The 21,303-nt window shown below is 67.8% G+C and carries 20 protein-coding genes; 12 read left to right on the plus strand and 8 right to left on the minus strand.

Annotation, left to right across the window (positions count from 1 at the left end; translation table 11 throughout):
• Positions 1-33 precede the first annotated feature (33 nt).
• A complete protein-coding gene (locus FG94_RS13805) occupies positions 34-870 on the minus strand; it encodes a phytanoyl-CoA dioxygenase family protein (protein WP_036212579.1) in 837 nt (278 codons plus the stop codon).
• A gap of 208 nt (positions 871-1,078) precedes the next feature.
• On the opposite strand from FG94_RS13805, the gene FG94_RS13810 reads away from it, so the two are divergent.
• Complete coding sequence (locus FG94_RS13810; protein ID WP_036212582.1) at positions 1,079-3,385, plus strand: ATP-binding protein; 2,307 nt, start codon at positions 1,079-1,081, stop codon at positions 3,383-3,385.
• 1 nt (position 3,386) lies between these two features.
• Here the strand turns inward: FG94_RS13810 and FG94_RS13815 are convergent, their stop codons facing one another.
• Positions 3,387-3,803: an NUDIX hydrolase gene (locus FG94_RS13815; RefSeq protein ID WP_152570980.1), complete on the minus strand. Its 417-nt coding sequence runs from the start codon at positions 3,801-3,803 to the stop codon at positions 3,387-3,389.
• A 118-nt stretch (positions 3,804-3,921) separates the two neighbouring features.
• Here FG94_RS13815 and FG94_RS13820 point away from each other — a divergent pair, with 118 nt between their 5' ends.
• Complete coding sequence (locus tag FG94_RS13820; RefSeq protein WP_161783969.1) at positions 3,922-5,004, plus strand: mechanosensitive ion channel family protein; 1,083 nt, start codon at positions 3,922-3,924, stop codon at positions 5,002-5,004.
• A gap of 186 nt (positions 5,005-5,190) precedes the next feature.
• Positions 5,191-5,583, plus strand: coding sequence for a KGG domain-containing protein (locus FG94_RS13825; protein ID WP_081925986.1), 393 nt, complete (start codon positions 5,191-5,193; stop codon positions 5,581-5,583).
• Positions 5,584-5,963: 380 nt separating this feature from the next.
• Here FG94_RS13825 and FG94_RS13830 read toward each other — a convergent pair whose 3' ends face one another.
• Together FG94_RS13830 and FG94_RS13835 are read right to left on the minus strand one after the other, a co-directional pair.
• A complete protein-coding gene (locus FG94_RS13830) occupies positions 5,964-7,151 on the minus strand; it encodes a glycosyltransferase (RefSeq protein WP_081925987.1) in 1,188 nt (395 codons plus the stop codon).
• A 439-nt stretch (positions 7,152-7,590) separates the two neighbouring features.
• The gene (locus tag FG94_RS13835) at positions 7,591-8,811 is read right to left on the minus strand and encodes a hypothetical protein (protein WP_036212585.1); all 1,221 of its coding nucleotides are present in this window, start codon (positions 8,809-8,811) and stop codon (positions 7,591-7,593) included.
• A 147-nt stretch (positions 8,812-8,958) separates the two neighbouring features.
• Here FG94_RS13835 and FG94_RS13840 point away from each other — a divergent pair, with 147 nt between their 5' ends.
• Together FG94_RS13840 and FG94_RS13845 are read left to right on the plus strand one after the other, a co-directional pair.
• Positions 8,959-10,251 carry an NCS2 family permease gene (locus tag FG94_RS13840; protein ID WP_027864047.1) on the plus strand — a complete coding sequence of 431 codons (1,293 nt, stop codon included), beginning with the start codon at positions 8,959-8,961 and terminating at the stop codon, positions 10,249-10,251.
• 120 nt (positions 10,252-10,371) lie between these two features.
• A complete protein-coding gene (locus tag FG94_RS13845; RefSeq protein ID WP_036212589.1) occupies positions 10,372-11,181 on the plus strand; it encodes a YdiY family protein in 810 nt (269 codons plus the stop codon).
• A 53-nt stretch (positions 11,182-11,234) separates the two neighbouring features.
• Here the strand turns inward: FG94_RS13845 and FG94_RS13850 are convergent, their stop codons facing one another.
• On the minus strand, positions 11,235-12,539 hold the full coding sequence (locus FG94_RS13850) for an MFS transporter (RefSeq protein ID WP_036212591.1): 1,305 nt from the start codon (positions 12,537-12,539) through the stop codon (positions 11,235-11,237).
• Positions 12,536-12,859 (minus strand): thioredoxin family protein, encoded by a 324-nt coding sequence (locus FG94_RS13855; protein WP_027864045.1) that lies wholly within the window; start codon positions 12,857-12,859, stop codon positions 12,536-12,538. The genes FG94_RS13850 and FG94_RS13855 overlap by 4 nt, the downstream gene beginning before the upstream one ends.
• Before the next feature lie 182 nt (positions 12,860-13,041).
• On the opposite strand from FG94_RS13855, the gene FG94_RS13860 reads away from it, so the two are divergent.
• The 3 genes from FG94_RS13860 (at position 13,042) to FG94_RS13870 (ending at position 15,432) form a co-directional block, all read left to right on the plus strand.
• Entirely contained in the window at positions 13,042-13,221 is a 180-nt protein-coding gene (locus FG94_RS13860) for a DUF3606 domain-containing protein (RefSeq protein ID WP_027864044.1), read from the plus strand.
• Positions 13,222-13,410: 189 nt separating this feature from the next.
• The gene (locus tag FG94_RS13865) at positions 13,411-14,568 is read left to right on the plus strand and encodes a mechanosensitive ion channel family protein (protein WP_051996663.1); all 1,158 of its coding nucleotides are present in this window, start codon (positions 13,411-13,413) and stop codon (positions 14,566-14,568) included.
• A gap of 15 nt (positions 14,569-14,583) precedes the next feature.
• Positions 14,584-15,432 (plus strand): SDR family oxidoreductase, encoded by an 849-nt coding sequence (locus FG94_RS13870; RefSeq protein ID WP_036212594.1) that lies wholly within the window; start codon positions 14,584-14,586, stop codon positions 15,430-15,432.
• Between the two features lie 3 nt (positions 15,433-15,435).
• Here the strand turns inward: FG94_RS13870 and FG94_RS28460 are convergent, their stop codons facing one another.
• Positions 15,436-16,260 carry a hypothetical protein gene (locus FG94_RS28460; protein ID WP_036212597.1) on the minus strand — a complete coding sequence of 275 codons (825 nt, stop codon included), beginning with the start codon at positions 16,258-16,260 and terminating at the stop codon, positions 15,436-15,438.
• Between the two features lie 184 nt (positions 16,261-16,444).
• Here FG94_RS28460 and FG94_RS27315 point away from each other — a divergent pair, with 184 nt between their 5' ends.
• Positions 16,445-16,609: a hypothetical protein gene (locus FG94_RS27315; protein WP_200879977.1), complete on the plus strand. Its 165-nt coding sequence runs from the start codon at positions 16,445-16,447 to the stop codon at positions 16,607-16,609.
• A gap of 13 nt (positions 16,610-16,622) precedes the next feature.
• Here FG94_RS27315 and FG94_RS13880 read toward each other — a convergent pair whose 3' ends face one another.
• Entirely contained in the window at positions 16,623-17,927 is a 1,305-nt protein-coding gene (locus tag FG94_RS13880; protein ID WP_081925989.1) for a S8 family serine peptidase, read from the minus strand.
• 111 nt (positions 17,928-18,038) lie between these two features.
• Here FG94_RS13880 and FG94_RS13885 point away from each other — a divergent pair, with 111 nt between their 5' ends.
• The 3 genes from FG94_RS13885 (at position 18,039) to FG94_RS26050 (ending at position 21,254) form a co-directional block, all read left to right on the plus strand.
• Entirely contained in the window at positions 18,039-18,527 is a 489-nt protein-coding gene (locus tag FG94_RS13885) for an RNA polymerase sigma factor (RefSeq protein ID WP_036212600.1), read from the plus strand.
• Positions 18,524-19,291, plus strand: a complete 768-nt coding sequence (locus tag FG94_RS13890; RefSeq protein WP_036212603.1) for a hypothetical protein — start codon at positions 18,524-18,526, stop codon at positions 19,289-19,291. The genes FG94_RS13885 and FG94_RS13890 overlap by 4 nt, the downstream gene beginning before the upstream one ends.
• Positions 19,292-19,388: 97 nt before the next feature.
• The gene (locus FG94_RS26050; protein WP_081925990.1) at positions 19,389-21,254 is read left to right on the plus strand and encodes a sensor histidine kinase; all 1,866 of its coding nucleotides are present in this window, start codon (positions 19,389-19,391) and stop codon (positions 21,252-21,254) included.
• Positions 21,255-21,303 lie beyond the last annotated feature (49 nt).

Consider the following 21,303-nt stretch of genomic DNA (forward strand, 5'->3'; position numbering starts at 1 on the left):
CCCCCAGGGCCGCCGCGGGCGGCCCATCCCCTCTTAGCCACCCATCGTCACGCCCATCTTCAGGCCCTCGATCGTGTGCGCCTGCCGGATCGGCACGAGCTGCTCGACGACGCGGCAGTTCAGGTGTCTGCGTAGCTCTTCCGGCAGGCTGTCATGGTAGGCGCGCGACAGCTGCAGGTCGTGCTTGATGGCATTGGTCGCATCCGGCGCATCGGCGCCCACCACCAGCACCGGGCGCGAGACCTTCGAGCGGTTGGCGGTGCCGCGGTGGATGGTCAGGGCCGAACGCGCCGAGATGTCGCCCACCTGCGGCAGCTTGCGCTGGGCCAGGGCCTCGTAGCGCGGATACAGCGACTTGTCGGGGAACATCGGGTCGCCCTCGTACAGGTCCCACTGGGTGCCCGGGGCGATCTCGAAGGGGCCCATGTCCTCGGTGACGTCGACCGTGGTGAGGTTGAAGGCCAGCGAACTGAGGCGCCGGCCCTGGACCGTTTCCGGCGGCGAGGCGAAGTCGCGGTGCCAGGGCTGGTGCATCGCGCCCGGTCCCGGCACGTCGAAGCCCACTTCGACGATGCGCCATTCCGGCCCCAGCACCGCGCTGCAGACCGCGGCCACCCAGGGGTGGCTGGCGATGGTCACGAAGGAACGCAGGCGCTCCGGGTGCACCTCGACGTAATAGCGGTTCGGGCCGCGGTTCAGGGCCCCGCCCTCGCGCGCCAGTGCTTCTTCGAACAGCATGTCGATGTCGGCGCGCAGTTCTCCGATCAGCTCGCGGCTGAAGGCCCCGCGGCAGGCGATGATGCCGTCCCCGTAAATGCCGCGCATGATGTCGGCCACTTCGTATCGTGCGGTGCTAGCTCCGCTTTCCATGCTCCATTCCTCCTTTGTGCGTGCGGGCGGCCATGCGGCCGACACGTGGTCCATCGTCGGGAAATACTACTGGCAATTGCCAAGGCGCGGCGCAAGCACGGTGTGGCGGCCCCCGGACGTTGACAGGGAGGCATCCGGACCGTAGATTGTCGCCACTACTACAACAGGATCCGACCATGAGACACTCGCCGGCCCACAGGGGCACGCCTTGACGCCTGGCCCCGCAAGCGTGCTGTTCATCTGCGAACGCCCGGTTCCCGACCCGGTGCTGGGACGCGTCGCGGACGAGCTTGGGGAGACGGTCCTGCATGCCCGTTCGGTTGCGGCGGGCCTGGAGCAGGTGCGCCACCATGACTTCGCGCTGATGCTGGTCGGCTATGCTGGCGACGCCGGCGCGCTGGCCGCCACCATCCGCCAGGTCAGGGCCACGCGCCGCTCGGTCCACACGCCGGTGGTCGCACTGGGCGTACCCGCCGGCGCCGGTTTCCCGGTCGACCCCCTGTATGAGGCCGGCGCGGTGGCGGTGCTGACCGAGCCCCTGTCGCCGGTGATCCTGCGCGCCAAGCTGCGCTTCTATATCGACGCCTTCCAGGCCTCCGCCGAGCGGCGGCGCGCCGAGGCGGACCTCATCGATGCCAGTGCGCGGCTCGAATCCATCATCGCCGCCGCCGAGCTGGGGGTGTGGTCCTGGGACATCGGTCCCGACCGCGTCGCCGGCGACGATCGCATCGCCGCCCTGTTCGGCATTCCCGATGCAATGGGCGATGGTGCGCCGGTGGCGCGCTATTTCGAAGCGATCCACCCCGACGACGTGGCGGCCGTGCAGGCCCTGCTGTCGGACGCGGTGGCGCGCGGTGCGCCTTACGACGCGACCTTCCGCATCCGGCGCGCCGGCGGCGGCTGGCGCTGGGTCATTGCGCGCGGCAGCGTGGCGCCGGCGGCGGACGGCAGCGCGCGCATGCGCGGCGTCGTCATCGATGCCTCGCGCCAGTTCGAGGCCGAACAGCAGCTGCGCCTGAGCGAGGAGCGCTACCGCACCCTGTTCGATTCGATCGACGAGGGCGTGTGCGTCATCGAAATACTGTACGACAATACCGGACAGCCCTGCGACTACCGCTTCCTGGAGACCAATCCGGCCTTCGTCAAGCATACCGGCCTGGCCAATGCGATTGGCCGCAGCATCCGCCAGATCGCGCCGCACCATGAGCGCTATTGGTTCGAGATTTATGGAAGGGTTGCCGCGACCGGCGAGGCGGTGCGCTTCGTGAACGAAGCGCGCGAGCTGGGCCGCTGGTTCGACGTCTATGCGGCCCGGATCGGGCCGCCGGAGCAGCACCGGGTCGCGGTCGTGTTCAACGACATCACCGAACGGCGCAAGGGCGAGGACGCGCTGCGCCAGATGGCGGCCGACCTGGAAGAAGCGAACCGCATCAAGACCGAATTCCTGGCCACCCTCGCCCACGAGCTGCGCAACCCGCTGGCGCCGCTGCGCAGCGGCCTGCAGTTCATCCGGCGCGCGCCCGAGGACCCGGCGGCGGTGGCGCGCATCCACGAGATCATGGAACGCCAGCTCGGGCAGCTGGTCCACCTGGTCGACGACCTGCTCGACGTGGCCCGCATCACGCGCGGCCAGGTGGCGCTCAAGCGGGAACGCATCGACCTGGCCGACGTGCTGTCGGCGGCGGTCGAGACCAGCATGCCGCTGATCGAGGCGGCGCGCCACCAGCTCGACCTGCGCCTGCCGCAGGAAACCCTGGTGGTGGATGCCGACCCCACCCGCCTGACCCAGGTGGTGTCCAACCTGCTCAACAACGCGGCGCGCTACACGCCGCGCGGGGGCAGCATCGTGCTGGCGGCCGAACGCGACGGCAATGACGCGGTCATCGCCGTTTCCGACAACGGCATCGGCATCGACCCGGCGCGCCTGGAAGAGGTGTTCAAGATGTTCACCCAGATCGGCGAAGGCCGCCGCCATGCGGCGGGCGGGCTGGGCATCGGCCTGTCGCTGGTGCGCAGCCTGGTGGAACTGCATGGCGGCAGCGTGCGGGCGAGCAGCGCCGGCACCAATGCCGGCAGCGTGTTTACCGTGCGCCTGCCGCTGGCGCCCGTGGAGCCTACCGCGCCGGCGCCCGGGCCGGCGGATGCAGCCGCGGCGGCGCGCATGGCGCGGCGCGTGCTGGTGGTGGACGACAACCGCGATGCGGCCGAGACGCTGTCGGCCGTGCTGGGCCAGCTCGGCCACCAGGCGCTGGTGGCCAACGACGGCCACCAGGCGCTGCGCATGATGGCGGGATTCCAGCCCGACGTCGTGTTCCTCGACCTCGGCATGCCGGGCATGTCGGGCTTCGAGGTGGCCGAAGCGATCCGGCGCGAGCCGCGCTATGCCGGCGTGCGGCTGGTCGCCCTGACCGGCTGGGGCGGCGAGGCCGACCGCGAGCGCAGCGCCCGCGCCGGCTTCGACCGGCATCTCACCAAGCCGGCCACCACCGCCGCCATCGAGGAAGCGCTGGCCTGAGCTACCAGGGGATCGACAGCAGCACCTCGGCCATGCGCGGCCAGCACAGCCCTGCCACCTCGGACCGCGCGGCCCAGCGGTAGCCGTCCATCTCGGGCGTCGGCGCGCCGCTCAGGCGGTGCGGGAAGGTGGTGCTGCAACGCAGGTGCGCCAGGCTGTCGAGCGCGGGGCCCGGTTCCGCCATGAACAGGTGCAGGCGCTTGTCGCGCCGGTAGGCGAAGGGCCCGAGCTCGCGCAGCAGCGCCGCATCGAACACAAGCCCGGTCTCCTCGCGCAGCGCCGCTTCCAGCTCGGTTTCGCCGGGATCGCGCATGCCTTTCGGGATATCCCACCTCGGCGTATTGGTGACGTGGCACAGCAGCAGCTCGCGCCGCGGATTGACCACCAGGATGCCACACGAGACGCTGTGTCTTGCCATGCCGTCCAATGTATCGGCCGGGCCGAGCCATTGTCAATTGTGCGCGCCGCAGGCCTGCTGCCCCCCACACTACTCCCTTTGCCATGACGATGGGATGGGGTAAGGGATGGAATATTTGTTGAGTAATAATGACCTGGAAAACTGGACGATGGCGGTCGGCGTCTTCATCGGCGCGACCGCCCTGATGGTGGTTGTGCGCATGTTCTTCCTGCGCCGGCTGAGCAATATGGCGAACCGCACCGTGACGCGGGTGGACGACCTGGTGGTCAAGATGCTGAACCGGAGCTACCTTGTGTTCAAGCTGGCCATCGCCGCCTACCTCGCCAGCATTTTCCTCGTGATGCCGGAAAGCTGGCGCCTGGTGGTGTCGCGGATCGCCGTGGCCTCGCTGATCCTGCAGCTGGGCATCTGGGGCGACACCGCGTTGCGCGGCTGGCGCAGCCAGCTGCTCGCCACGCCCGGCGACGGCGCGCGCAAGGCCTCGAGCACCATCCTGTTCTTCATGATGCGCCTGGTGGTCTGGACCGTGGCCTTCCTGATGACGCTGGATAACTTCGGCTTCAACATTACCACCCTGGTCGCCAGCCTGGGCATCGGCGGCATCGCGGTGGCCCTGGCTACCCAGAATATCCTCGGCGACCTGTTCGCCTCGCTCTCGATCATGCTCGACAAGCCCTTCGAGGTGGGCGACTTCATCATCGTCGGCGACGCCCTCGGCGCGGTCGAATACATCGGCCTGAAGACCACGCGCCTGCGCGGGCTCGGCGGCGAGCAGATCGTGTTCTCGAACGGCGAGCTGCTCAGGAGCCGGATCCACAACCACAAGCGCATGGAGTCGCGACGCGTCGCCTTCCTCCTGCGGGTCGCCTACGGCACCAGCGAAGCCCAGGTGACCGCGATCCCGGCCATGATCCGCGAGATCATCTCGTCGCGGGCCGACGTCAATTTCGAGCGGGCCCACTTCTTCCGCTACGGCGACTGGTCGCTCGACTACGAGGTGGTGTACCACTTCAAGAGCCCCGACTACATCCTGCACATGGACACCCAGGAGCAGATCCTGCTGCAGATCTACCGCGCCTTCCAGCGCGAAGGCATCCAGTTCGCGCACCCGCTCTCGGTGGTGCGGGTGGCGGGCGCCCACGATCCGGTCGGCGGCTGGCCGCCCGCCGCGCCGGATCCCGGCGGCGCGCTGCGCCACTGAGCATCGGACACGCGACGGTATGCGCCGGAGCGGTCCTACAGCACTGGGCCGGGCAGTCCTATTCCGCGGCCGAGGCCGGCGGCCTAAGATGGACTCACCTCTTCCGGAAACGAGTACCCCCGCAGGACGCGGCGGCAGCGGCTGGAAGAGAAGCGACCAACCCTGTCATCGATAAAGGAGACCATCATGGCATCGAACAACCAGGGCAACAGCAAGCGCGGCTTCGCCTCCATGGACCAGCAGCAGCAGCGTGAGATCGCCTCGCAGGGCGGCCGCGCATCCGGCGGCGGCAACCGCGGCAACTCGCAGAGCGGACGCGGCGGGAACTCGCAAAGCGGCGGCGGCGGCAATGGCGGCGGTGGCCGCGGCTTCGCCTCGATGGATCCGCAGCGCCAACGCGAAATCGCTTCGCAGGGCGGCCGCGCGGCCCACGCATCCGGCAACGCCCACGAGTTCACCTCGGAAGAGGCGCGCGAGGCCGGCCGCATGAGCCACAAGAACGACGGCAACCAGCAGAGCGGCAACCGCGGTAATTCGCAAAGCGGCGGCAATGGCGGCGGACGTGGCGGCAACCGCTGAGCGGGTCGCCTGACCCTCGCAACATGGTCAAAACGGCGCGGTGTCCCAGGACACCGCGCCGTTTTTGTTCGTACGACGCCCGCAGCGGATACCCGTAGGGTGGGCGGCTCTACCAAAGGTCGGGGCCGGCCCGCGGTCTTGGCGCCGCCCACGCGGTGATCGTCAGCGGCGAGATCGTCGTGTCCGCAATCGGAGCCCCTAGCTATCACCGCGTGGGCCGCCCATACGCCATTGAGGGGGACATTGCCGGGTAGAGCCGCCCACCCTACGCGGGGAGCGACGCACGCAAAAAAACACGGCGGCGGTACCCGCGAGGGTCCGCCGCCGTGCCGTCGCCAGTCAGCGCCACCGGTTGCCCGGTGCGCTGGCCGCTTACCCTGTCAGGCGCTCTTCGCCACCGGGACCTTGGCCGCCTTCACCGGCAGCACGTCGGCCTTGGCGACATCCGGATTGGCCGGCAGGCGCGCGTGGCGGCCCGGCACGGCGCTTTCGATCAGCTCGTGCATGCGGCTGGCGGTCAGGTCCCAGGAGGTATTGGCCACCACTTCGCGCATGCGCTTGGCCATGACCTGGCGCTCGCCTTCGCTCAGGGCCAGCTGGCGTTCGCAAGCGGCGATGAACTCTTCCGGGGTCGCGGCGACCGCCACCACGTCGCCATACGGCACCTTGACGTCGGTGATCGGGGTCGACACCGCCGGCAGCTCGGCCGCCATGTACTCGAGCACCTTGGTCGGCGAGATGAACTTGGTCGAATCGTTCATGGCGAACGGCAGCAGGCACACGTCCCAGCCGGCCAGGAACTTCGGCAGCTGGTCGTAGCTGCGCTGGCCCATGTAGTGGACGTTGGGCTGCTTCGGCAGCGTGGCCGGGTCGATCTTGACGACCGGGCCGACCATCACGATCTGCCATTCCGGATGGGCGTCGGCCATTTTGGAGACCAGTTCGACGTCGAGGCGCTCGTCGATGACGCCGTAGAAGCCCAGGCGCGGATGCGCGATATGGGCCTGGTCCGGATGCGAGATCGCGCGGTCCTGGGCCTGGCGGAAGTGCTTGGCGTCGACGCTGCTCGAGAAGCAGTGCGCGTTCGCGTGACGGTCGCGCTTGGACTGGTACAGGCTCGGGCCGCCGGTGAAGACGACATCGGCCATGTTCAGCAACGCGCTTTCGCGCTGCAGCAGCTGTTTCGGCGCGTTCTTGAACATTGCCAGCTCGTCCATGCAATCGTAGACGATCTTGGACGGGTTCAGGCCCTGCAGCAGCGGCAGCGCCATCGGGGTATAGAACCAGACGACCGGCTGCTCGCCGTCCGGCACGAGGTCGGCCAGCAGGGTCTGCAGGGTCGGAAGCTGGTCATCGTGGAAACCTGGTGCATGGATGCCGGTATGCGGCTGGCACACCGTGATGTTCGGCGCGACGGCCGTCTTCTTCAGGTATGCCTGCCCTTCGCTATAGACCGGTTCCTCGACAAACAGGATATCGTAGTGTTCCGCCAGACGGGTCATCAGGTGCTGGGGACGCTGGAAGACGAAATCCCAGCGCAGGTGGCAAAACACGATCAAGGTCGGCATATTCATTTCCTTTCGCCTTCGTGGCGCTATTTTGTTGGCAAAGCCTGGCGTTTTCTCTCTGTTGGCCAGTTCCCCGGGTGTGGACAATTGCGGTTCAATCCCACACCGGACCCGCTAATCTTAACATGCAAAATTGCCATTATTTTCATTTATGCATTGAAATATTGCTAAGTAGAAATGTTGCAACCAGATGTTACAAAGACCTCTCATAGGAGAGAGCTGCCTGCTGAGCGCACTCATGTAGGGTGGCTCCTACAGCCATACAAGAAAATCCACTACGAAAAGTCATCGCACTTTTTACAGTGCCCGGGCGCGCAGGGGCGCCGCCGGGACCACCGGCGGCGATCTTTGTTTGGGGAAATCGGCGATTGAAGGCGCCATGCGGCCGCCGCAAGCGCCGCCGGGGTGGCGGGAGCGCGGTCGGAAGGCCTTAGCGCCGTCAACCCGGCTGGTAGGGTTCGGCGCCTTCGGCGTGCCCGTCCTCGCTGAAACCGGTGGCGACCGACACGCCCTCCAGGCCGAGCGACAGCAGCGCATCGCACAGGTTGTCGATTTCCGCGCCGAGGTCGGCGGCGAGGTCGACCGGAGTCTCGACGCTGCCCCAAGGCGTGCCGCCGTCGAGCGCATACAGGTTGATGCGCAGGACGATGTACTCGCCCGCGTCGAGCGGCGCGACGGCGGCATGGACCTGGTCCGGCGCCAGGTCCTTGTCGGACAGCGTGCGTGCGATCTCGGACAGGATGCCGAGGGTGGTGAGCTCGCTCACGCCCTGCTCCTTGGCGCCGTAGAACAGGTCCTGGTAGAGGAAGTCGACATGGATGCCGTCGGGCTCGCGCCCCAGCAGGCGCCGCACCAGTGGGGCGGCCTGCGCGGTCCAGGCGCGGAAGCGCTCCTCGCGCGCCGCGTACCAGGCGTCGGCGCCCGCTTCGTCGCGCGGCACCGCATAGAACGGGTCGTCGGTACGCTTGAGCGAAAAGCCCAGCAGGAAGCGCAGCTCCAGGGCCGACTCGTCGGGCGCGAAGCGCTCGCCGGTCCAGCCGCGGATGCTCGCTTCGATGGTCGGCGCCGGCTGCAGTTTCTTCTCCAGCAGCGTGCCGGCAGCCTCGCGCAGCATCTCCTGCAGGCTCGAATAGGACACGTGGTCGATCTCGGCCAGGTCGTAGGCGTGCTGGACCAGCACCAGCTTGCCGCCGGCGCTCTCCAGCCCGGCCGGGTGGAAGCTGTTGGCCAGCGCCTCGAAGGCCTCTTCGTCCTGGAAGGTGTCGGCGGCCTGCAGGCCCCCGGTGCTGCGCACGAACAGCGGGATCAGGAAGGCGTCGATCTCGTACTCCACGCCCTTGCCGTTGCCGTCCTCGCGCCGCAGGCGCAGGTTGGCGGCTTCTTCCTCGATGCGGCCGCGCAGCAGGCGGCAGGCCTCGGGATCGGTATAGCGCGCCGTTTCGATCGCTTCGTACAGCGCCTCGTCGCGCTTCTTGCGCAGCAGCTTGCGCACCGCGGCCAGGAGTTCCTCCTCGCGTTCGTCGGCACTGCCGAAGCCGGGCGCCTCCTCCCTTTCGGCGATCGCCAGGGCCAGGTCGGCCAGGTCCTGCGCCACGGAGGCGTTGTCGGGCTCGCGCGGATTATTCGAGGTACGGGGCAGCGGACGCTTATTCTTCGGCATGACATGTGGTGGTAATGATGGAGATGCCATGTTAGCGCATTGGCACCGATGCGCGGGGCCACGCTGCATGCCGGAGCAGCCAATACTCGCTCGGCAGTACCGCGGAGTGTTATGCTTCAGCCAAAACACGCCTGGAGTCCAATAATAATGCTCGACCGATTCTTCAAACTCACCCAAAGCGGCACCACCGTCCGTACCGAACTGCTGGCCGGCCTGACCACCTTCCTGACGATGGTGTACATCATCTTCGTCAATCCTTCGATCCTGGGCGACGCCGGCATGCCGAAGGAATCGGTGTTCGTGGCCACCTGCCTGGTGGCGGCGCTCGGCACCGCCGTGATGGGCCTGTACGCGAACTACCCGATCGCGATGGCCCCCGGCATGGGCCTGAACGCCTATTTCGCCTATGCCGTGGTGCTGGGCATGGGCATCCCGTGGCCGGCGGCGCTGGGCGCGGTGTTCATGTCCGGCTGCCTGTTCATCCTGGTTTCCCTGCTGGGCCTGCGCGGCATGATCGTGAACGGCATCCCCAAGTCGATGCGGGTCGCGATCACGGTCGGCCTGGGCATGTTCCTGGCGCTGATCGCGCTGAAGAACGCCGGCATCGTGGTAGCCAGCCCGGCGACCCTGGTCAAGGCCGGCGACCTGCACAAGCCGGAAGCCATCATGGCCATCGTCGGCTTCTTCGCCATCGTCGCGCTCGACCGCCTGCGCGTGAAGGGCGCGATCCTGATCGGCATCGTGCTGGTGACGGTGCTGTCGTTCTTCTTCGGCGGGAACACCTATAACGGGATCTTTTCGGCCCCGCCCTCGATCGAGCCGACCCTGTTCAAGCTCGACATCGCCGGCGCCCTGTCGGTCGGCATCATGAACGTGGTGCTGGTGTTCTTCCTGGTCGAGCTGTTCGACGCCACCGGCACCCTGATGGGCGTAGCGCGCCGCGCCGGCCTGCTGGTCGAGGGCAAGATGGACCGCCTCAACAAGGCTTTGCTGGCCGACAGCGGCGCGATCGTGGCCGGCAGCGTGCTCGGCACCTCGAGCACCACCGCCTACCTGGAAAGCGCCTCGGGCGTGCAGGCGGGCGGCCGCACCGGCCTCACGGCGCTGACCGTGGCGGTGCTGTTCCTGGCCTGCCTGTTCATCGCGCCGCTGGCCGGCGTGGTCCCGGCCTACGCCACCGCGCCGGCCCTGCTGTTCGTCGCCTGCCTGATGCTGTCCGACCTGGGCGAAGTCGAATGGGGCGATTCCACCGAGAGCATCCCGGCCGCGGTCACCGCCCTCGTCATGCCCTTCACCTTCTCGATCGCGGAAGGCATCGCCTTCGGCTTCATCAGCTACGCGGTGCTCAAGCTGCTGACCGGCCGGGCACGCGAGGTGGCGCCGGTGGTCTGGGTGATTGCCGCCCTGTTCACGTTCAAGATCGTCGTGATCGGAACCTAGCTCGGTCCGATGCCAGACATCCAAGGGAGTTGATTAAAACGCGCCAAATGTGTCTCAAAGCACCGTTTTGCGCGTTCTTTGGGATACAATGTCGCGCATCTTGCTGGCAATACAGTGCTTATGAAACACTTCAAATTCCCTGCATCTCTTCTTGCGCTCGGCCTGTGCGCCTTCCATGGCGCCGCACAGGCTGACTTCGACCTCCCGGCGGTCGGCAACGTCCACGGGCCGATCTCCGTGGCCAAGCCCGAGATCCCCGAAGGCGGATGGTTCACTTCGGCCGAGCTGGGCGCGATCACCACTTCGGGCAACACCACCGGCACCTCGGTCACGGGCAAGATCGACGCCCGCCACGAGACCGCCAACTGGAGCCATGAATTCGTCGTCAGCGGCTTCTTCAAGGAAGACGAATACGAGAACGACGACGGCAACATCGAGCGCAGCAAGTCGGCGGAACGCTTTGCCGCCTCGGCCAAGGCATCGCTCAAGCTGCTGGGCGAAAACAAGCGCGCCTTCGTGATCGGCTCGCATGTCACCGACCGCTTCGGCGCCTACAACCGCTATTCCTCGATCGCGGTCGGCCACGGCTCGCGCTGGCTCAACACCCCCGACACCTCGCTCGACGTCGAGATCGGCCCGGGTTATTTTGCCGGCGAGCGCGCCACCGGCGAGGACGAGAGCGGCCTCACGGTGCGCGGCGCGGCCCAGCTGCGCTGGCGCGTCAGCCCTTCGGCCTTCTTCGCCCAGACGGTCAGCGTCGAGAAAGGCACCTCCAACACCCGTTCGGTGGCCGAGACCTCGCTCAGCACCAAGATCAATTCGACCATGCAGATGAAGGCCGGCTTCAGCGCGCGCAACGACTCCAGCGTCCCGGACGGCAAGAAGAACACCGATACCCAGACTTCGCTGACGATGGTCTATTCGTTCTGAGGCCAGCGGCCGGGACGAACGTCAAAAGGGCCCCGTTCGGGGCCCTTCGTCATTTAGCGGGACGCCGGCTGCGGCGCAGCCCCGGTGTGCCCGTCCCCGACCGCCAGCAAGGCAAACAAGCTCAGCAGTGCCGCGGCCGTCAGGTAGTAGCCGACCCAGGCCAGCCCGTAGTTGGTGGCCAGCCAGGTGGCGATGTAGGGCGCCAGCGAAGCGCCCAGGATGCCGGCGAAATTGAAGGTCAGCGAGGCCCCGGTGTAGCGCACCTCGGCCGGGAACAGCTCGGCCAGCAAGGTGCCGAGCGGCCCGTAGGTAAAGCCGATCAGGCACATGCCGAGCACCATGAAGGCAGCCACCGCGACCAGACTGCCGGAACCGAACAGCGGCCCGAACAGCAGCCCGAACACGGCAATCGCCGCGCTCACCAGGATCATCGCCATGCGCCGTCCGTGGCGGTCGGCCAGCAGCGCCGACGGCGGGATCGTCAGCGCGAAGAACACCACCGCGACCAGCTGCATGGTGAGGAAGGCCTGGCGCGAAAAGCCCAGCCTGGTCGTGCCCCAGCTCAGCGCGAACACCGTCATCAGGTAAAACACCACGAAGGTCACCAGCGCGACGACGGTGCCCAGCACCAGCGCGCGGGTATGGTCCTTGAGCACCGCCAGCGCCGGCACCTTGACCCGCTCGTTACGATCCAGCACCTTCTGGAAATCCGGGGTCTCGGTGATTTTCAAGCGCACGTACAGGCCGACCAGGACCAGCAGCGCGCTGGCCAGGAAGGGAATCCGCCAGCCCCAGCGGAAGAATTCCTCGTCCGCCATCAGGGTGCCCAGCAGCAGGAAGGTGCCGCCCGACAGGAAGAAGCCGATCGGCGCCCCCAGCTGCGGGAACATCCCGTACCAGGCGCGTTTTCCCGGCGGCGCATTCTCGGTCGCCAGCAGCACCGCCCCGCCCCACTCGCCGCCCAGGCCCAGGCCCTGGCCGAAGCGGCACAGGGCTAGCAGCAACGGCGCCAGCGTGCCGATCGAATCATAGGTGGGCAGCAGGCCGATCAGCACGGTGGAGATGCCCATGGTGAGCAGCGCCGCCACCAGGGTCGCCTTGCGGCCGATGCGGTCGCCGAAGTGGCCGAAGACGGCCGAACCCACCGGCCGGGCGAAGAAGGCGATGGCGAAGGTGGCCAGCGACTGCAGGGTCGCCGCGGCCGGGTCGGCGGCCGGGAAGAACAGCCGCGGGAAGACCAGCACCGCCGCGGTGGCGTAGATGTAAAAGTCGTAGAACTCGATGGTGGTGCCGATCAGGCTCGCGAACAGGACCGTGCGCGGCTTGTTGGCAGGGGCGGCGGCGGCGGCCTCGCTCATGCTGCACCGGCCTGGGCCAGTGCGACGCGGACTTCGTCGGCGGACACCGGACGCACCACGCGCGCCACCTCTTGCCCATCCTTGAGCACGACCACGGTCGGCCACAGCTTGATGCGGAACGAGCGCCCCAGCGGGCGACCGGGACCATCCTCCACTTTCACGTGGCGCACACCCTGGCTGCCCGCCAGGGCCTCGTCGATCAGGGGCTCGGCGGCGCGGCAGTAGCCGCACCAGTTGGCGCCGAAGTCGAGCATCACGGTGCCGGGCATGGCGTCGACGGCGCTGCGTTCGGGCTGGGCGGTTTCGTAGGGTGCGGACATGCGGGTCTCCTCCTTGTGGTGCGATTGGTATCGATATGGTAAGCGTACCTCAAAAAGTTGCCATTGGCACGGCCCGCGGGTCGATGCCGGGTCGAGAATGGCGCGCAAGGTGAAACAGCGTACGGAATGCATCGGTTGTGGCTGGCACTCTGGCGGCAAGCAAAGTGAACAAGGAGGCCATCATGTCCGACAACCTGCAGAACCGTGGCGCGCAGGACCGTGCCCGCATCAACGTCAACGAGGAATGGGAAGTGCGCCACTGGACCGAAGCGCTCGGCGTGAGCAAGGAAGAGCTCGAACGCGCGGTGAAACAGGTCGGCCCGAGCGCCGAAGCCGTGCGCGAGCACCTGAAGCGCCACTGATCCCACGGTGCGGGCAAGGGGCCCGCTCCCTGCCCGCGCCGGCTTCACGGCGCCCATCCGGCGCGCCTGCGCCTGGCCCTGGCCGGCCATCGCGCGGCGCGCTGCCAACCGTGCGCCGCTGCCGCATGCCCTTCCCCGCCTATTCCGGCACGCGCGGCCGGCGCCGGCCCTCCCGATAAGGAGTCCGGTTTGAACAATCTTTCCCAATTATTTGCATCTCTTGACATAACTCTGCCGAACGCCCTGTTCGCCGTCGCCGCCACCGTCGCCAGCTACGCGCTAATGCACGGCGCCCTGATCCTGTTCCGCCGCCGGCTCGGCCAGCTGAGCGAGGAGCACCAGCACCGTACCATCGCCCAGGTACTGGGCAAGACCCTGGCCCACACCGGCGTGTTCGCCATCGTCGCCACCTCGATCCTGATCGGCCTGTCGGTGCTGGACCTGCCCGAACCCTGGAACACGCGCCTGGGCCACCTGTGGTTCTTCACGCTCGGCATCCAGATCGCCGCCTTCCTGCACCGCGCCGTCAAGATCGGCGCGCGCCGCTATTTCCTGAGCCACGGACGCGGCGCGGTCGACGACCAGGTCACGGTCGCCCACACGGTCGTGATCTGGCTGCTGCAGACCACGGTCTGGGTGGTGTTCGTGCTGGCCATGCTGTCCAACCTGGGCATCAACGTCACCACCTTCGTCGCCAGCCTCGGTATCGGCGGCGTGGCCATCGCGCTGGCGGTTCAGAACATCCTGGGCGACCTGTTCGCCTCGATGTCGATCGCGGTGGACAAGCCCTTCGAGGTCGGCGACTTCATTACGGTCAACAATTTCAGCGGCACGGTCGAGCATGTGGGATTGAAGACGACACGGGTACGCGCCCTTGGCGGCGAGCAGATCATCGTTGCAAACGCCGAACTGCTGCGCAACACGGTCTACAACTACCGGCGCATGAGCACGCGCAGGATCGTGTTCACGCTGCGCGCCAGCCCGACCACGCCGCGCGAGCTGGCGGCGCGGGTGCCGGAGATGCTGCGCGAGATCGTCGCGAAACACGACAAGCTGCGCTTTGACCGCGCCCACCTCAAGACGCTCGACCAGAACTGGATCGAGTACGAGATTGTCTACACCATGCTCGACGCCAGCTTCGACCTCTACATGGACACCCAGCAGGCCATCAACCTCGACGCCATGCAAATGTTCGAAGAGCTGGGCATCTCGACCGCGCCGCGTCCCCAGCACGTCTTGCTGCAGGAAGCGCCCGAGGCGCGCGACCTGCGCGGCGAGGAAAAGCCGGCCGCCAACGAAGACACGCCGGGCGCAGCTTCCGCGCGCCCGCGCTACCTCAATCACTGACCGAAAGGAAACGCGATGACCCAAACGCAACAGCCAGCACAGCAGCAGGAACCGCCGGGCACCGAGGCGCAGCTCACGCCGAAGGCCGACCACGGCGAGTCGAGCTACCAGGGCTCCGGCAAGCTGAAGGACAAGGCCACCCTCATCACCGGCGGCGACAGCGGCATCGGCCGCGCCGTCGCCCTGGCCTTCGCGCGCGAGGGAGCGGATGTCCTGATTGCTTACCTGAACGAACACGAGGATGCGCAGGAGACCGCGCGCCTGGTCGAGGAAGCCGGCCGCAAGGCGGTGCTGGTGCCGGGCGACCTGGCCGAACCGAGTCACTGCCGCGCGATCGTCGACAAGGCGGTGCAGGAATTCGGGCGCATCGACGTGCTGGTCAACAATGCCGCCTTCCAGATGACTCACGACTCGCTGGAAGAGATCCCTGACGACGAATGGGAGTATACCTTCAAGGTCAACATCACCGCGATGTTCCATATCTGCAAGGCGGCGGTGCGGCACATGCAGCCGGGCTCATCGATCATCAACACCACCTCGATCAATTCCGACAACCCGAAACCGACCCTGCTGGCCTATGCCGCCACCAAGGGCGCCATCGCCAACTTCACTGCCGGCCTGGCCCAGTTGCTGGCCGAGAAAGGCATCCGCGTGAACTCGGTGGCGCCGGGTCCGATCTGGACGCCGCTGATTCCCGCCACCATGCCGCCCGACCAGGTCGAAAGCTTCGGCCAGCAGGTGCCGATGAAGCGGCCCGGCCAGCCGGCCGAGGTGGCGCCGGTCTACGTGCTGCTGGCTTCCAACCAGGCCAGCTACATCTCCGGGGCGCGCATCGCGGTGACGGGCGGGACCCCGATCCTGTAGGAGCTAGTTTGCGCCGTTCGCACGGCCCCGGGCCGAGGCGTTTGCGCTCAGCGAGAGGGAGGCCGCAGCGCCGCCCTTAGCCGAGGTGGACTTCCTGGCGCTGCCGGAATCGGCGTCCGAGCCTGCACGTACCGCACGGCCTGCACTGCCGGCCATGCTCGCTGCGCCGGATGCATCCAGGCCGAGGTTTGCAGCGTTTTCGCCCGCAGCAGACGCGCTGCTTCCATCCTGTGCCCCGGCACCGGCAGGCTGCGACAGCGCGCCGGTGCCCGACACCGATCCCGTCGCAGCTGCCAGCATGGACCTTGCGCCCTGGCCGCCGCCGCGTACACCTTCGCCTGCTGCCCGCACGCCGCTATGTACGGCCGCGCTGCCGCTGCCTGCGGCGTCCCGGCCGGCGGAACGCAGTTGCGCCACCCTGTCGGCGGCCACATCCGCCGCGCCGCGCAAGCCGCCGGCGGCCTGGCCAGGGCCGAGTGCACCGGTCGCGGCGCCATCGCCCGACACCGTGCCCGCCAGGGCGCCGTTCACGCCGCCGAGTCCGCGGCCGGCGCCCGGCGCATCCGGCTGCGGGCGTGCTTCCCGTACGCGCTCGACGGCCTGGCCGGCCATGCTCCTTGTCGGGCGTGCGACTTCGGCATCCAGGCGGCCGGCGCCGCGCACCATGCTTGACGCGTCGATGCCGCCCATCCGGCCCATGCCCCCTCCGATCATGCCGCCAACCGAGCCGCCAAGGGACCCGCCACCCAGCAACTGGGCATGGGAGGATGCGGCGACACCCAGGGACAGGGCGATGACGATGTGCTGGACGATCTTCTTGGCTTTCATGGTGTTCTCCTTGTGAGTGGCGCGACTGATTTCGCTGCCGATACAAGGAAAACGATGCCGCGTGGCGATTTATTCCATCAACGCAAAAAAAAAGTTCGGCGCTGTCACCGTTACGTGTTGGAGATCTTGAACCGTTGAGCTGGGCCGATGTCGAACCACTGTCCGATCGACAGTGGAGGTGGCAATGCAGGCGGCAAGCCTCAAACCTTGGCTTTCCCGCTTCAATGGCGTGGCCTCGCGCTATCTGCCCAATTATCTCGGCTGGCAGTGGGCGATCGACGGACGTCGTGTCGGATCGGCGGAAGCGATGCTGCGAATAGCGCTGGGTAGGTCCAACATCGAACGGTGACAGCGCCAAAAGTTCAGCGCAGGCGCGCGGGGTCGATACGGACCTCGGTTCCGACCACACCATGACCGGTCGCATTGCTGATGCTGCCATCCGTGGCTTTCGCTTCACGTACCAATGCGGCCAGCGCACGCCGGGCTGCCTCGGGATCGGGACGCGCCAGGTCGCGCGCCAGAAGCCCCGCCACGATAGGCGCGGCATACGAGGTACCCCGCACCTGCCGGTAGGGCGGACTGCCGGGTACCGCGCTGACCATGTGATTCCCCGGGGCTGCGAACATCACCTGCGGTCCGCGCCCGGCCTCGGGCAAGGGCTGGCCGCGCCGGTCGACACCGCTCACGCCGACCACGCCCGGATAGCTGGCCGGGTACAACGGCGCCGCCGCCGGGCCGTCGTTGCCGACCGCCGCCACCAGCAGGTGTCCACGTCCCACCAGTGCCGCTACCGCGCGCTCCAGCGCCGCATTGCGCGGACCCACCAGGCTGATGTTCACCACACCGACCCGTTCGCGCGCCAGCCAGCCGAGCGCGGCCATGATTCGGTCGACCGATCCGCCGGCCGGTTCGTCGCAATAGACGTCCGCCGCATACAGGCTGGCGCCGGGCGCCGCGCCGCTGAAATGGGGCGAACGGCCGACCATCAGGGCGGCCACGGCCGTCCCGTGCGGCGCCGGATGCTGCGCGCCGCCGCATCCCCATTGGCGGACCTCGACCTTGTCGAACACGACGTGGGAACGGTCGACGCCGCTGTCCACCAGGCCAACACGTACCGCAGCGCCCGCACCCGGTCCGGACGCGAGGCCGGCGCCGTCCCCGGTCTGCGCTCCGCTGCCGCTGAACAGGTGGTTGAAGTCGTAGACACCCTCCGGATCGGCCGAGCGCAGCGCCTCCAGCAGGCTGGCCACGGATGGCCCGCTCGCTAGCTGCGCCCGGAACACCACCAGGCGCTGGCCGAGGTCCGGATAGGCCTCCTCCCGCACAATGGACAGGCCGGCTGCGGCGGCGGCCTGCATGCCGGCCGGGCCCGGCGACCAGGCCAGGATCTCGCCGCGCACGATGACGTTCCCGTCGGGATCCTGTGCCAGGCGCTGCGGATGGCGCGCCAGCAGGCCGGCGAGCCGGTCGACGCGCAGGCGTCCCAAGTCAGGCAGCGGCGTCCGGTCCAGCAGGCGCTCGAGCGGCCGCCGCAGTTCCCCGGTCCCGAGCGGGCCGATACGCTCGGGCAAGGACAAGGAAGGCAGCGTCGGCAAACCGAGCTGGGCACGGGCCGGCGAGGCGGCGGCAAGCAACATGCAAACGAGCAAGAGTCGACCTGTTTTCATGCGAGGATCATATATGATTGCAACTGAGGATTGCACCTGAGATATGTATGAACGAATCGACGATGGAATAAAATCCCTGCGCCGCACGTTATCCTTGAAAGACCGCCGAACATGCTAGCCAGCGAGATTGCCGCCCTGCTGCCGCGGATGCGCCGTTTCGCGCGTTCGCTCACCTACCATCGCGAAGACGCGGACGACCTGGTCCAGATCGCGATGGAGCGCGCGCTCGGCCGCAGCGAGCAGTACACGCCGGGGACACGCCTCGACAGCTGGTTGTTCCGCATCATCAAGAACGCCTGGATCGACGAGGTGCGCAGCCGTGCCCGGCGCGACGAGCTGTTCGCTCCCGAAGAAGCGGGCGAGCAGGTCGGAGACGACTTCGCGCAGGCGCACCAGCAGCGCCTGGCGATCCAGAAGGCGGTGAGCCTGCTGTCCGAAGAGCACCGGCTGGTGGTCGGCCTGGTGCTGGTGGACGGCCTGGGTTACAAGGAAGCCGCCGAGGTGCTCGAGATTCCCGTGGGTACCCTAACCAGCCGCCTGGCCAGGGCCCGTGACGCCTTGCAGCAGGTCCTGTCCGACCACACGAAAGCACGCGCATGAATTACGACGACGACACCCTGATGGCCTATGCCGACGGCGAACTCGATCCGGCACAACGCGCCGCCATCGCCCAGGCGATGCGCGACGACCCCGCCGTGGCGGCGGCCGTTGCACGCCACCAGGCCTTGCGCCAGGATGTCTTTGCCGCTTTTGCAGGGGCCCTCGACGAACCGGTACCCGAACGCCTGCAGCCGCCGGCTGCGGCCCGGGTTCTCGATCTGGGCGCAGCGCGCGCCGCACGCGACGCGACGGCGCCGGAGGATCGTGCACGCCTCCGGCGCCGCGTGTCGTGGCCCCAATGGGGCGCCCTCGCCGCCTCGCTGGCGGTCGGCGTGCTGGCCGGCAGCCTTGGCACGGGATGGCTGGGTGGCGGCAGCGCGCCGGCCCTGGCCCAGGGGCCAGGCGGCGAGCTGGCCGCCGGGGGCCGCCTCGCCGAGGCGCTCGACCGCCAGCTGGCCCGGGACAGCGGCACGGGGGAAGTGCGCGTCGGCCTGAGCTTCCAGTCGGCCTCCGGCGGGTATTGCCGCACTTTCCAGCTGGGCGGTTCGAGCGGACTGGCCTGCCGCGAAGGCGGCCGCTGGCGCATTCCGGTGCTGGCTGACAGCCCGGCGCAGCAAGCCGATTATCGCCAGGCGTCTGCGCAGTTGCCGCCGGCCGTACTCGATGCCGTGGATGCCCGGATCAAGGGCAGCACACTCGACGCCGCGGCCGAACGGGCGGCACGCGAGCGCGGCTGGGAATCCGGGGCCGGCAAGGGGCGCTGAAAAAGCTCCCAGCCCGACAATCAAACCTGTTAAGCTTGCCATATTGCCATGACACAATCATGGCGCGTCCACCATCCCACACCGACGCCATGCCCGCATGAAAACGCGCACTTATCTGTACTTGATGGCGGCCGCCATCCTGATCCCGGTCGCCCTGGCGTTCTGGATCGGCGTGTCCATGCTGCTGGACTGGGAGCGTGAATCGCGCATCCATCGCGTGCAGGAAACGGCGCGTTCCACCGCACTGCTGGTGGACCGCGAGATCGCGGTCAAGGAGGCCCTGCTGCGCGTGATCGCCAATTCGGAAGCGCTCGGCGAGCAGAACTTTGAGCGCGTGTACCGGCTTGCGACGCGCTTGAACGGGGACGATCGCATGTCCTGGACCACCCTGGTGGATGAGCGCTACCAACCGGTCTTCAACACCCTCACGCCCTTCGGCACGGAGCTGAAGGGCGCAACGCGCCATTACGTCGACGAGGTGCTGCGCACCGAGAAAACCCGGGTGTCCGGATATTTCTACGGGCCCACGTCGAAACGGGCAGTGGTGTCGGTCGACGTCGCGTCGCCGCCAGGCCAGGGGCCGCGCTTTGTCGTGAGCCAGATTTTCGATGCCCGCTACTTCGAACGGGTATTCGCCAACAGCACGCTCGAACCCACCTGGCTGGTCGGCATCTTCGACGCCAAGGGCGTGACCATCGCCCGCAACCGCCACGGGGCGGCGTCCGCCGGCAAGCCAATGCACCCCGACATGCGCACTGCCGCCCTGCCTGCCGGCAGCGGGGTGCTGCGCCACGTGACCCATGAAGGAACCGAGGTCTACGGCATCTTCACGCGTGCGGCGGCCAGCGGCTGGACCATCGTCATCGGGGTGCCGGTGGCCGAAATCGAGGCGGCCGCCCGCACCGCCGCCACCTATGCCACGCTGGCGCTGATCCTGCTGATGGGCATGGCGCTCCTGACTGCCGTGTTCTTCGGCAACAAGCTGTCGAACGCCCTGCAGCAGGCCGGCAGCGTCGCCAATGCGCTGGCGCGCGGCGCGGTCGCCCGGCCGCGCCCGACCAAGGTGGACGAGGTCGACGCCCTGCTCGACGGCCTGCACTACACCAGCGAGGCCTTGTCGCGCGAGAGCGCGGCGCGCCAGGCGCTGCAGTACGAGCGCGAGCAGCTCCTGGTGAGCGAACAGCGCGCGCGCCGGGTCGCCGAAGCCCAGAGCCAGGCCAAGGACAGCTTCCTGGCCATGCTGGGACACGAATTGCGCAACCCGCTGGCGGCGATCTCGGGCGCCATGAGCGTGCTCGACATGCCGGGCGTGAAGCCGGAGCTGGCGGCGAATGCCCGTGAGATCAGCCGGCGCCAGATGCGCCACCTGGTCCGCATCGTCGACGACCTGCTCGACGTGCAGCGCATCCTGTCGGGCAAGATCGTCCTGCAGCGCACGCCGATCAACCTGTCCGAGGTGCTGCGTTCCTGCGTCGAGGCCAAGCGCCTGGTCGACGCCGGCAACCATCACTGGGAAGCCGAGCTCGTACCCTGCTGGGTCGACGGCGACCGCACCCGCCTCGAGCAGATCGTCGACAACCTGTTGCACAACGCCATCAAGTACACGCCGTCCGGCGGCAGCATCACGGTGCGCTGCAAGACCAGCGGCAAGGAAGTGCTGGTGGAAGTCTGCGATACCGGAGTCGGCCTGGCGCCGGAACTCCTGCCCCTGATCTTCGACGTGCTGGTGCAAGGCCCGACCAGCATCGACCGCGCCCAGGGCGGCCTCGGGCTCGGCCTGGCCCTGGTCAAGGAACTCAGCGCGCTGCATGGCGGCAAGGTGTCGGTACACAGCGCAGGCCATGGCCAGGGCTGCACCTTCACCCTGGTATTGCCGCTGCGCCAGGATCCGGCGCTCGACACGCCGCCGGCCCAGGACGCAAACGGTGCCGCATCGGCGCGTCCCACACTCGACCCGGCCTGAGTCTGTAAATCCGGCGCTTCGCCCATACGTGTTCACTGTCGAACGCTTC

Source organism: Massilia sp. LC238 (assembly GCF_000735635.1).
Lineage (GTDB): Bacteria > Pseudomonadota > Gammaproteobacteria > Burkholderiales > Burkholderiaceae_D > Telluria > Telluria varians.

Excerpts from the sequence above, each read along its gene's own strand:
- FG94_RS13855 (WP_027864045.1), bottom strand. The coding sequence starts at position 12,859 with ATGTCCGCACCCTACGAAACCGCCCAGCCCGAACGCAGCGCCGTCGAC.
- FG94_RS13805 (WP_036212579.1), bottom strand. The coding sequence starts at position 870 with ATGGAAAGCGGAGCTAGCACCGCACGATACGAAGTGGCCGACATCATG.
- FG94_RS13890 (WP_036212603.1), top strand. The coding sequence starts at position 18,524 with ATGAATTACGACGACGACACCCTGATGGCCTATGCCGACGGCGAACTC.
- FG94_RS13830 (WP_081925987.1), bottom strand. The coding sequence starts at position 7,151 with ATGCCGACCTTGATCGTGTTTTGCCACCTGCGCTGGGATTTCGTCTTC.
- FG94_RS26050 (WP_081925990.1), top strand. The coding sequence starts at position 19,389 with ATGAAAACGCGCACTTATCTGTACTTGATGGCGGCCGCCATCCTGATC.
- FG94_RS13815 (WP_152570980.1), bottom strand. The coding sequence starts at position 3,803 with ATGGCAAGACACAGCGTCTCGTGTGGCATCCTGGTGGTCAATCCGCGG.
- FG94_RS13885 (WP_036212600.1), top strand. The coding sequence starts at position 18,039 with ATGCTAGCCAGCGAGATTGCCGCCCTGCTGCCGCGGATGCGCCGTTTC.
- FG94_RS13825 (WP_081925986.1), top strand. The coding sequence starts at position 5,191 with ATGGCATCGAACAACCAGGGCAACAGCAAGCGCGGCTTCGCCTCCATG.
- FG94_RS13860 (WP_027864044.1), top strand. The coding sequence starts at position 13,042 with ATGTCCGACAACCTGCAGAACCGTGGCGCGCAGGACCGTGCCCGCATC.
- FG94_RS27315 (WP_200879977.1), top strand. The coding sequence starts at position 16,445 with ATGCAGGCGGCAAGCCTCAAACCTTGGCTTTCCCGCTTCAATGGCGTG.
- FG94_RS28460 (WP_036212597.1), bottom strand. The coding sequence starts at position 16,260 with ATGAAAGCCAAGAAGATCGTCCAGCACATCGTCATCGCCCTGTCCCTG.
- FG94_RS13845 (WP_036212589.1), top strand. The coding sequence starts at position 10,372 with ATGAAACACTTCAAATTCCCTGCATCTCTTCTTGCGCTCGGCCTGTGC.
- FG94_RS13850 (WP_036212591.1), bottom strand. The coding sequence starts at position 12,539 with ATGAGCGAGGCCGCCGCCGCCGCCCCTGCCAACAAGCCGCGCACGGTC.
- FG94_RS13840 (WP_027864047.1), top strand. The coding sequence starts at position 8,959 with ATGCTCGACCGATTCTTCAAACTCACCCAAAGCGGCACCACCGTCCGT.
- FG94_RS13870 (WP_036212594.1), top strand. The coding sequence starts at position 14,584 with ATGACCCAAACGCAACAGCCAGCACAGCAGCAGGAACCGCCGGGCACC.
- FG94_RS13835 (WP_036212585.1), bottom strand. The coding sequence starts at position 8,811 with ATGCCGAAGAATAAGCGTCCGCTGCCCCGTACCTCGAATAATCCGCGC.
- FG94_RS13880 (WP_081925989.1), bottom strand. The coding sequence starts at position 17,927 with ATGAAAACAGGTCGACTCTTGCTCGTTTGCATGTTGCTTGCCGCCGCC.